Raw genomic sequence first — 9578 nt, forward strand, 5'->3', positions numbered from 1 at the left:
GGCAAGCCTCGCTCCTACGGGAGATGGGTAGTCCACAATAGTTGCGAACGACAAAAAACCCTGTAGGAGCGAGGCTTGCCCGCGAAGGCGTCCGTTCAATCACCGCTGCCCGATGATCAAATCCTCGTTTTGCACCGGCACCACCAAACTATCAATCACATACACGCTATACCCCGCCACATTCTTCGCGTGATGCTTGGCCTGCGAAGCCATCTCTGCCAACTGGCTCGCATCGAGTTGTCCACAGGCCTGTGGGTGTAAATGCACGACGCCGATCGACAATGACAGCAGTGGAAACTCCTGGCGCATGCCCTGGCGATTCGGTGCGATAAAGCAGCCGGCTTCCAGGTGTTCGCTGCGGTAGAAGCGTCGGCACTGGCTGTGGAAGTCGTCCAGCAACTGGTTCAGACGTTTGCGCCAGTCTTCCGGGCCGAGCACCAGCAGGAAGTCATCCCCGCCGATATGGCCAACGAAGTCGCGGGCCGGGTCCACCCGATCGTTCAGGCATTGCGCCAGACACAGCAGGACTTCGTCCCCACGGCCGTAGCCATAGATGTCGTTGAAGGGTTTGAAACTGTCGATGTCGACGTAACAGATCACCGATTCCCGTTCCTGTTGCAGCAGCCGCGTCAGGCATTGCTGGATGGGCACGTTGCCTGGCAACAGGGTCAGCGGGTTGGCGTAGCGGGCCTGCTGGATTTTCAGTTCGGTAATCAGCTTGAGCACATCGATCACCCGGCCCAGGCCCAGATAGCCGCCGTTGAGGGTGATGATGAAGTCCTCCTCGATGCGCTGGCGCGCGCGGCTGGTGATCAAGCGACTGACTTGTTGCAGTGACTGGCTCATCTCCACGGCGAGGAAGTCGTCGTTCATCAAGCGGCTGATGGGCTTGCGTGCGAAAAGGTCGGTAGCAAAGGGCTTGAGCAGTGCGTCCGAGAGCGAATGCCGATGGACGATGCCGCAGGGATGGCCTTGCTCGTCAAGCACCGCCAGTGAGTTCAGGTTGGCCTGGCGGCGGAAGGCTTCCAGCACCGTGGCCGTCGGTGTGTCCCGGGCCACGGCCGGTTGGTCGTTGAGCAAGGCGCTGAGGTCACTGGCGTCATCATTCAAAGCCACTGCTGTGCTTTCCCGTTTTGGCATCAAGACTCGGGCGTCGCGAGGTGGATGCTCTTGAGGCCGACACAGCAAGTAGCCTTGCACCAGATCGACGCCCATCTCGGTCAACACCGCGAGCTCTTCCGGCAATTCGATGCCTTCGGCGATCACTTGTGCCCGTGAGGCTTTGGCGATTTGCAGGATCGAGCCGACGAATTCACGTTTGAGGGCATCCTGGTGAATGCCGTCGATAAAGTGCCGGTCGATTTTCACGTAATCCGGCCGCAGCTCGGACCAGAGCCGCAAACTCGAATAACCGGCCCCCAGATCATCAAGCGCAATGGAAAAACCCATCGCCCGGTAGTGATGCAGGGCATTTTGCAGCAACTGGAAATCGTCGGTCGGGGTCTGTTCGGTGAGTTCGATCACCACCTGGCTCGGCGGGATGCCGAAGTCCTGCAGCAATTGCAGGGTGCGACCCGGTTGGTGAGCGGCTTCCAACAGGGATTCCGGAGAGACGTTGAGAAACAGTTTGCCCGGCAGCTGTTGTTCATTGAAGCGTCGGCAGGCACTTTCACGGCAGGCGATTTCCAGCTCGCTCAAGCGACCGGCCTGGCGGGCAACCGCGAACAATGCGATGGGGGAGTGCAGCGGACTGTTCGAGGGGCCGCGAGTGAGGGCTTCGAAGCCGACAATGCGTCGCTCAGAGACGGAAATGATCGGCTGGAACAGGCTGTGCAAACCGCTTTGAGCCAGAATGGAACTCAATGCACTCAGCTGTTCAGTGGTGGTCATGGCGATCTCTGGCGATAAAAAAAGGACTGGGAGCCATGAGCTCCCAGTCCTTTATTTCACGACAGAATGATGACTGTTTGATGACGCTCCGGGGAGCGTCAGCATTAAATTGCCATCATTTTAGTGCTTGGCGACCGCGGTGTTCAGTTTCAGGTAGTCCAACAGAATCCGCCCGGTCTCGCTCAAGTAGGCATCGTCTTCTGGCTTGGTCTTGTCCGGCTCGGCCGCGATGGCGTCTTCGTCTTCTTTCTTCAGCTCTTTGAGCGGCTCTTCGCCCTTGGCCTTGCGACGGATGTTTTCCATCACCAGTTGCTTGGCTTCGATATCGGCGTGTTGCGCACGGCGATCGGCTTCATTGAGGCTGACGGTTTTCTCCGTCATCAGCTTCTGGGCCAAGGCCAGCTTGTCGCGAATGAACACGAATTCGGCGTCTTTGGCCGTGCGCACGTCATGCTCGGATTTGAGCTGCGTGATGTACGGTTTGAAAGGGTCGGCCGCCGGCTTGATGGCCGCGCGGATGGTGTCCCACGGCATGGCTTCCGGCAGGGCGCTTTCGCCGATTTCCTTGGTGTCGATGATCGACGGGTAATCGATGTCCGGCAGTACGCCCTGATGCTGGGTGCTCTGGCCGGAAACCCGGTAGAACTTGGCCAGGGTCAGTTTCAGCTCGCCATGGTTCAACGGCTGAATGGTCTGCACGGTGCCTTTACCGAAGGTCTGGCCACCGATAATCAGTGCACGGTGGTAGTCCTGCATGGCGCCGGCAAAAATCTCCGAAGCCGAGGCGGACAAGCGGTTGACCAGCAACGCCATCGGGCCTTTGTAGAATGCGCCCGGGTTTTCATCTTCCAGCACATCGACACGGCCGTCGGCATTACGCACCAGCACGGTCGGACCTTTGTCGATGAACAGACTGGTCAGCTCGGTGGCTTCCTGCAGAGAGCCGCCGCCGTTGTTGCGCAAGTCGATGACCACGCCGTCGACTTTCTCTTTCTGCAGCTCGGTCAGCAGTTTCTTGACGTCGCGAGTGGTGCTCTTGTAATCCGGATCGCCAGCACGGAACGCCTTGAAGTCGAGGTAGAAGGCCGGGATCTCGATGACGCCGAGCTTGTAGTCCTTGCCATCCTGTTTCAGGTTGAGCACCGACTTCTTCACTGCCTGGTCTTCAAGCTTCACCGCTTCGCGGGTGATCGGCACGATCTTGCTGGTCTGGTCGTTTGGCGCATTGCTGGCCGGAATCACTTCCAGGCGCACCACGGTGCCTTTCGGACCACGGATCAGCTTGACCACTTCGTCCAGGCGCCAGCCGACCACGTCGACCATCTCTTTGTTGCCTTGGGCAACGCCGATGATCTTGTCGGCCGGTGCAACCTGTTTGGTCTTGTCGGCCGGGCCGGCAGGCACCAGGCGCACGACTTTCACCTGGTCGTTATCGCTCTGCAACACGGCGCCGATGCCCTCGAGGGACAGGCTCATGTTGATGTCGAAGTTTTCCGCGTTATCCGGCGACAGATAGTTGGTGTGCGGGTCGTAGGACATGGCGAAGGTGTTGATGTACGCCTGGAAGATATCTTCCGCACGGGTCTGGTCCAGGCGCGCCAACTGGTTTTTGTAGCGCTTGGTCAAGGTTTCCTGAATCTGCTTGGAATCCTTGCCCGCGATCTTCTGCCGCAAGACTTCGTCCTTGACGCGTTTGCGCCACAGGTCGTCGAGTTCTGCGGTGGACTTGAGCCAAGGGGCGTCCTTGCGATCGATCAGCAAGGTTTCCTTGGTGTTGAAGTCGATTTTGTCGACGCCCTTGTTCAGCTCGGCAAGGGCAAAGTCCAGACGCGCTTTGACGCGGTCCAGGTAGCGCTTGTAGATGGTGAACCCGGCGTTGAGGTCGCCGCTTTTCAGGAAGTCGTCGAACTGGGTCTTCCACTTGTCGAATTCGGCAATGTCGCTGGCCATGAAGTAGCTGCGCGACGGATCCAGCAGCTTGAGGTAGCTGTCATAGATGATCACGGAGCGCGCGTCATCGAGCGGCGGCTTGCTGTAGTGATGGCGCTTGAGCAGTTCGACGACGTTCAGGCTGGCGATCACTTCGTCACGATCAGGCTGAAGCTTGTCCCAGCTATTGGCTGCGAATGTATTGCTCGACATCGGCAACAGGCCGATACCAATGAATAGGGCTAGGGCGGTGCTGGGGAAAAAATGCTTCATGCTGATTCGACGCGGAGACAATTGATCACGCATATTAGGCCGTCTTTGAAGTCGCCGGTTCCACAAAGGGCCGGTCACATAATGCAAGAAAGCCCGGCGCTACAGCTACGGGCTCAGTCCAGACTCACTATGGAGGCACTGTGAAAGCATTGCAAGGCGTGGAAGGTCAAGTGGAGTGGGTTGAAGAGCCCAGTCCTACATGCGATGTAGGACAAGTTCGGATTCGAGTGGCGGCAGCAGGCCTCAATCGCGCCGATTTGTTACAGAAAGCAGGGCTTTATCCGCCACCGCCGGGAGCCAGTCAGGTACTGGGTCTTGAGTGTTCGGGGGTGATCAGCGAAGTCGGCCCGGGCTCGTCCTGGCAAGTCGGCGATCGGGTCTGCGCCTTGCTGGCCGGGGGCGGGATGGCCGAAGAGGTAGTTGTCGACGGACGGCATGTGCTGCCGGTCCCCGAAGGTTTGTCCCTGGCCGAGGCGGCGGCGTTGCCGGAGGTGTACGCGACCGTCTGGCTGAATTTGTTTCAACTCGCTGCGCTCAAACCGGGTGAGAAAGTTCTTCTGCACGCCGGAGCAAGTGGAATCGGTTCAGCGGCCATTCAGCTATGCAAGGCCTTTGGCAACCCGTGCTGGGTCAGCGTCGGTTCCGCCGAGCGTCTGGCTTATTGCGAAGCGCTGGGTGCGCAGGGGGGTGTGGTGCGCACGGGCGACCTGGACAGCTTGCGCGACCTGGGACCGTTCGATGTGATTCTCGATCCGGTCGGCGGCAACTACGCCGCGCTGAACCTGAAAATGCTGGCTCTGGATGGTCGCTGGGTGCTGATCGGCTTGATGGGCGGTCGTGATGCGAACCTGGATCTGGCGCAGGTTCTGGCCAAGCGCGTGCAACTGCTGGGCTCGACGTTGCGCAGTCGTGATGAGCAGTTCAAGGCGGATTTGTTCAGTGATTTGAGCCAGCATGTGTGGCCGTTGTTTGCTGAAGGGCGGTTGAGTCCCCAGTTGGCGAAGACCTACCCGATCAAGGACGCCGAAGCGGCGTTTGCGGAGTTGGCGAGTAATAAGGTGGCGGGGAAGCTGGTCCTGATAATCGACCCAAGCCTGACCTGAAGGACACACTTAACCTGTAGGAGCGAGCGGGCGGCGCTCCTACAGGGGTATCGGTTACTTCCAGATATGGATTGGCCAGCCGGCTTTTTCGGCGTGCTCAAGCAACACCGGATCCGGGTTCACCACGTGTGGGAAATCCACCTTCAACAGCAGCGGTAAATCGTTACGCGAGTCGGAATAGAAACTCGCACCTTCCAGATTCTCCTCTTCCGCATCCAGCCACTCCAGCAACCGGACGATCTTGCCTTCGCGGTAGGTCAGGGTGCCGACGGTTTGACCGCTATAAACGCCATGCGTCACTTCCAGTTCGATGGCGAGAATCTCGTCGATGCCCAACCGGTCGGCAATCGGCTTGACCAGGTGCGTGCCCGAGGCCGAGATCACCAGAATCCGGTCACCGGCCTTGCGATGGGCGGCGATGGCTTTAGTAGCGTCACTGAAGATGATCGGCTCGATGAAGTCTTCCACCCAAGGCCCGACCAAATGCTCGACCTCTTCCGGTGTGCGCCCGATCATCGGCTCCAGGCTGAAGGTCATGTACTCCTCCATGCGCAGTTTGCCGTGGCTGTAAGCGTCCATCAGTTCGTTGTTCTGACGCATGAACGACTCGGGATCGACCCAGCCCAGGCGGCCCATTTGCGCGCTCCAGAGGGTGGCGCAGTCGCCGTGGATCAGGGTTTCGTCCAGATCAAAAATTGCCAAGGCCATTAGTGCGGTTCTCTCCGAGAACAGCTTCAAGCGGCAAGTTTCAAGCCGCAAGAAGTGATTGAGGTGGTGAGCAGTTTACAACTTGTCGCTCGCAGCTTGCAGCTTGCAGCTGTTTTCAAGCTACTTCACACAGGGCAGTCGGATCGATGGAAAGTGCCAGGCGCTGACCATCGGGGTGCAGATCGGCCGCCGAGCGGTTCAGCACATCCACCACCAATTCCACGCCCCGGGCTTCGACCCGATAGCGAATCACGTTGCCCAGCAAACTGTGGCTGCGTACTTGCGCATCAAGCTCGCCATTGAGGCTCAGCTCGATGGCTTCCGGGCGAATCGCGATGCGGTGGTTGATCGGCCGTTGCAGCAGTTTCGAGGCGCTGTCGGCGTCCAGCAGGTTGTAGTTGCCGATGAAACCGGCGGCAAACACATCCACGGGTGCGGTGTAGAGGGTTTCGGCGTCGCCGCTCTGTACGATCTTTCCCTGATTCATCAGGAAAATCCGGTCAGACATGGTCAGGGCTTCTTCCTGATCGTGCGTGACGAAGATCGTGGTCAGACCGAGTTCACGCTGGATCTGACGGATCTGTTCGCGCAGATGCTTGCGAATCCGCGCATCGAGGGCCGACAGTGGTTCGTCCAGCAACAACAGCCGCGGACGGGTAACCAGTGAGCGGGCGAGGGCCACGCGCTGGCACTGGCCGCCCGACAATTGATGCGGGTAGCGCGCGGCGAAGTCATTGAGCTCCACCAGTTTCAGCACTTCGGCGACACGCTTCTGGCTGTCGTCGGCGTTGACCTTTTGCATGCGCAGACCGAAGGCGATGTTCTGCTCCACGGTCATGTTGGGGAACAGTGCATAACTCTGGAACACCATACCAATCCCGCGTTTCTGTGGGCTCATCGGAACCAGATCGACGCCCTCCAGCAGAATCTTGCCGCCATCCACCGACGTCAGGCCGGCGATGCAACGCAACAGCGTGGACTTGCCGCAACCGGACGGGCCGAGGAGGGTGACGAACTCACCTTTCTGGATTTCGCAGTTGATGTCGCTGAAGACGGTGGTGCCCGCGTAATTTTTTTGAAGATGTTGGACGCTGACATAGCTCATTCGCTTTTGTCCTTGTTCAAGATATTGGCCGCCCAGGTCAGAACCAGCACAAAGAAGAAGTAGGAAATCACCAGCGCACTGGTGAAGTGGCCGCTGCTGTTACGCATGTTGTTGAGGTAGACCTGCAAGGTTTCGTAGCGGGTGCCGACCAGGATGTTGGCGAACACGAATTCACCGAACAGGAACGAGAACGACAGCAGCAATGCCACCATCAACCCCTTGCGCAGGTTCGGCAGCACCACCAGGAACGCGGCTTGCCAGGTGCTGGCACCGAGCAGTTGTGCGGCGTCCATCAGGTCGCGCAGGTTGATCGCTTGCAGGTTGTTGGTGATCGCCCGGTACATGAACGGCAGCGCGATGGTGAAGTAGCAGCCGATCAGAATCCACGGCGTACCAACCATCGCAAACGGCCCGGAACCGTAGAGCTGCAACAGCCCTACCGAGGACACTACTGGCGGTACCGCGAAGGGCAGCAGGATCAGGATGTTCATCAGCGCATCGAGTTTGGGGAAGTGGTAATGCACCACGAACAGCAGCGGCAGAATCAGCACCACCGACAGAATCAACGCGCCGACGCACACCAGCAGCGACTGCCCGAAGGCATGCAGAAAGCGCGGATCGCTCCACAGCTGGATGTACCACTTGAAGGTAAAGCCACTGGGCAGAATGGTCGCCGACCAGCTGCTGGCGATCGAGTAGATCAACGTCCCGGCCAGCGGCAACAACAGAATGGCAAACAGCACGTACACCACCACCCGGTGATAGACACCGGCGGGGCCCAGTTCAGCGCGAGACATGGTAGCTCCTCTTCAACAGCAGCTGATGCACGATGGTCACCAGGGTCATCAACGCCACGAGTACCACGGCCAGGGCGCTGGCCAGGTTCGGATCCAGGGAAATGTCGCCGGACACCATCGCCGCGATGCGGATCGGCAGTACGTTGAAGTTGCCGGTGGTCAGCGCGTAAACCGTGGCGTAGGCGCCAAGCGCGTTGGCCAGCAAAATCACGAAAGTGCCGAGCAGCGCAGGGGTCAGCACCGGCAAACCGATGTGGCGCCAGAACTGCCAGCCGTTGGCGCCGAGCAGTTCGGCGGACTCACGCCAGTCTTCGCGCAAGGCATCGAACGCCGGATAAAGCAGCAGCACGCCCAATGGAATCTGGAAGTAGGTGTAGAGAATGATCAGCCCGGTTTTCGAATACAGGTTGAAGTCCTGAATGATCCCGGCCTGCTTGAGCATGATGGTGAAGCTGCCGTTGAACCCCAGCAAAATGATGAAGGCAAAGGCCAGGGGCACGCCGGCGAAGTTGCTGGTCATGTTGGCGAAAGCATTCACGAAGTTACGCAGTTTCGAGTCGACCCGGCGCAGGGAATAGGCGCCGAGCACCGCGATGATGATCCCGAATACGCTGGACCAGAAACTGATCTCGAGGCTGTACTGGATCGCTTGCAGATAGAACTTCGAATTGAAGATCTTGGTGAAGTTGGCCAGGCCCCAGCCGAACTCTTCCGATTGCAGGCTGTTGATCATTACCCAGACCAGCGGCGCGATCTCGAACACGATAAAAAACAGAGCGAAAGGCACCAGGCACAACGCTGCCAGCCATTTACCACGGGTCATGGCATTCACTTGAGCAGCTCCCGGCAGACAGGTTTGTCGTGGGCCACGCCCAGCAGTTCGCAGACCGTGCCGCAGATGTCAGTCTGTTTGGGCGCGGCGCTGGTGTTGAAGCTGAAGGCATCGCCCAGGACAAACAGCGGCACTTCCCGTTCTTCCGCCAGCAGGCCGTTGTGCGAGCGGTCGTTGTTCATGCCGTGGTCGGCGGTCACCAGCACTTGGTAGCCGGCGTCGAGCCAGGTTTGCAGGTAGTCGGCCAGGATAATGTCCACCGAGCGGGCACTGTTGCGGTATTGCGGGGTGTCGAGGCCGTGCTTGTGCCCGGCGTCGTCGATGTTCATGGGGTGGATCAACAAAAAGTTGGGCGCGTGGCGCAGACGCAGGTTTTCAGCGTCGGCGAACAGGTGCGAATCCGGGTAGTGATCGTTCCAGTAGAAGTGACCGTGCTGGATCGGCAGGTCGGGGTTGTCGGTGTGACGATCCCGGGCGGCCTCGAACGGCGAGCGGTTATACAACTCGCTGACCCAGTGATAGGCCGCGGCGGCGGTAGTCAGGCCGGCATCCGTGGCGTAGTGATAAATGCTGCGCTGGTTGGACAGGCGCGCGACGTTGTTGTGGACGATGCCGCTCTCGATGGGCGGGACGCCGGTGAGGATGCATTCGTAAAGCGGTCGGGACAGGGCCGGCAGTTCGCACTCCAGTTTGTAGAGTGCCGCGCGTCCTGCGCCGACGTAAGCCTGCAGGTGCCCCAAGGCGTGGCGCGCGACTTCATAGTTGAGGCCGTCGAGCACGACAAGGATGACGTTGTGCTTCATAGGGGCAAAAACTCCGCGAAACAGACATTCATAAAACTTGAATTCACCACGGTCCATTGTGGGAGCGAGCCTGCTCGCGAAGGCGCCGGGTCAGTCAACACAGATGTTGAATGTCAGTCCGCTTTTCGCGAGCAGGCT

General features: G+C 59.1%; 8 protein-coding genes. 1 reads left to right on the plus strand and 7 read right to left on the minus strand.

Translation table 11 applies throughout. The annotated features are described in order from the left end of the window. Positions 1-99: 99 nt before the first annotated feature. Positions 100-1890 (minus strand): bifunctional diguanylate cyclase/phosphodiesterase, encoded by a 1791-nt coding sequence (locus QMX98_RS28090; RefSeq protein WP_102595825.1) that lies wholly within the window; start codon positions 1888-1890, stop codon positions 100-102. A gap of 120 nt (positions 1891-2010) precedes the next feature. Beyond that, positions 2011-4092: a carboxy terminal-processing peptidase gene (locus QMX98_RS28095; RefSeq protein ID WP_010456732.1), complete on the minus strand. Its 2082-nt coding sequence runs from the start codon at positions 4090-4092 to the stop codon at positions 2011-2013. A gap of 140 nt (positions 4093-4232) precedes the next feature. Here QMX98_RS28095 and QMX98_RS28100 point away from each other — a divergent pair, with 140 nt between their 5' ends. After that, positions 4233-5195 carry a zinc-binding dehydrogenase gene (locus QMX98_RS28100; RefSeq protein WP_077748159.1) on the plus strand — a complete coding sequence of 321 codons (963 nt, stop codon included), beginning with the start codon at positions 4233-4235 and terminating at the stop codon, positions 5193-5195. A 54-nt stretch (positions 5196-5249) separates the two neighbouring features. On the opposite strand, the gene QMX98_RS28105 is transcribed toward QMX98_RS28100, so the two are convergent. From QMX98_RS28105 to QMX98_RS28125, 5 genes are all read right to left on the minus strand, one after another. Then, the gene (locus tag QMX98_RS28105) at positions 5250-5903 is read right to left on the minus strand and encodes an HAD family hydrolase (RefSeq protein ID WP_083376031.1); all 654 of its coding nucleotides are present in this window, start codon (positions 5901-5903) and stop codon (positions 5250-5252) included. A gap of 115 nt (positions 5904-6018) precedes the next feature. Then, positions 6019-7008 (minus strand): ABC transporter ATP-binding protein, encoded by a 990-nt coding sequence (locus QMX98_RS28110; RefSeq protein ID WP_010456726.1) that lies wholly within the window; start codon positions 7006-7008, stop codon positions 6019-6021. Beyond that, the gene (locus QMX98_RS28115; RefSeq protein ID WP_010456724.1) at positions 7005-7805 is read right to left on the minus strand and encodes an ABC transporter permease; all 801 of its coding nucleotides are present in this window, start codon (positions 7803-7805) and stop codon (positions 7005-7007) included. The genes QMX98_RS28110 and QMX98_RS28115 overlap by 4 nt, the downstream gene beginning before the upstream one ends. Further along, positions 7792-8628: an ABC transporter permease subunit gene (locus QMX98_RS28120; protein WP_154501365.1), complete on the minus strand. Its 837-nt coding sequence runs from the start codon at positions 8626-8628 to the stop codon at positions 7792-7794. The genes QMX98_RS28115 and QMX98_RS28120 overlap by 14 nt, the downstream gene beginning before the upstream one ends. A gap of 5 nt (positions 8629-8633) precedes the next feature. After that, the gene (locus tag QMX98_RS28125; RefSeq protein WP_010456720.1) at positions 8634-9440 is read right to left on the minus strand and encodes an alkaline phosphatase family protein; all 807 of its coding nucleotides are present in this window, start codon (positions 9438-9440) and stop codon (positions 8634-8636) included. Positions 9441-9578: the final 138 nt, after the last annotated feature.

The organism is Pseudomonas sp. PS02303 (genome assembly GCF_029959925.1).
GTDB lineage: Bacteria > Pseudomonadota > Gammaproteobacteria > Pseudomonadales > Pseudomonadaceae > Aquipseudomonas > Aquipseudomonas mandelii.

Excerpts from the sequence above, each read along its gene's own strand:
- QMX98_RS28125 (WP_010456720.1), bottom strand. The coding sequence starts at position 9,440 with ATGAAGCACAACGTCATCCTTGTCGTGCTCGACGGCCTCAACTATGAA.
- QMX98_RS28115 (WP_010456724.1), bottom strand. The coding sequence starts at position 7,805 with ATGTCTCGCGCTGAACTGGGCCCCGCCGGTGTCTATCACCGGGTGGTG.
- QMX98_RS28095 (WP_010456732.1), bottom strand. The coding sequence starts at position 4,092 with ATGAAGCATTTTTTCCCCAGCACCGCCCTAGCCCTATTCATTGGTATC.
- QMX98_RS28120 (WP_154501365.1), bottom strand. The coding sequence starts at position 8,628 with ATGACCCGTGGTAAATGGCTGGCAGCGTTGTGCCTGGTGCCTTTCGCT.
- QMX98_RS28105 (WP_083376031.1), bottom strand. The coding sequence starts at position 5,903 with ATGGCCTTGGCAATTTTTGATCTGGACGAAACCCTGATCCACGGCGAC.
- QMX98_RS28090 (WP_102595825.1), bottom strand. The coding sequence starts at position 1,890 with ATGACCACCACTGAACAGCTGAGTGCATTGAGTTCCATTCTGGCTCAA.
- QMX98_RS28110 (WP_010456726.1), bottom strand. The coding sequence starts at position 7,008 with ATGAGCTATGTCAGCGTCCAACATCTTCAAAAAAATTACGCGGGCACC.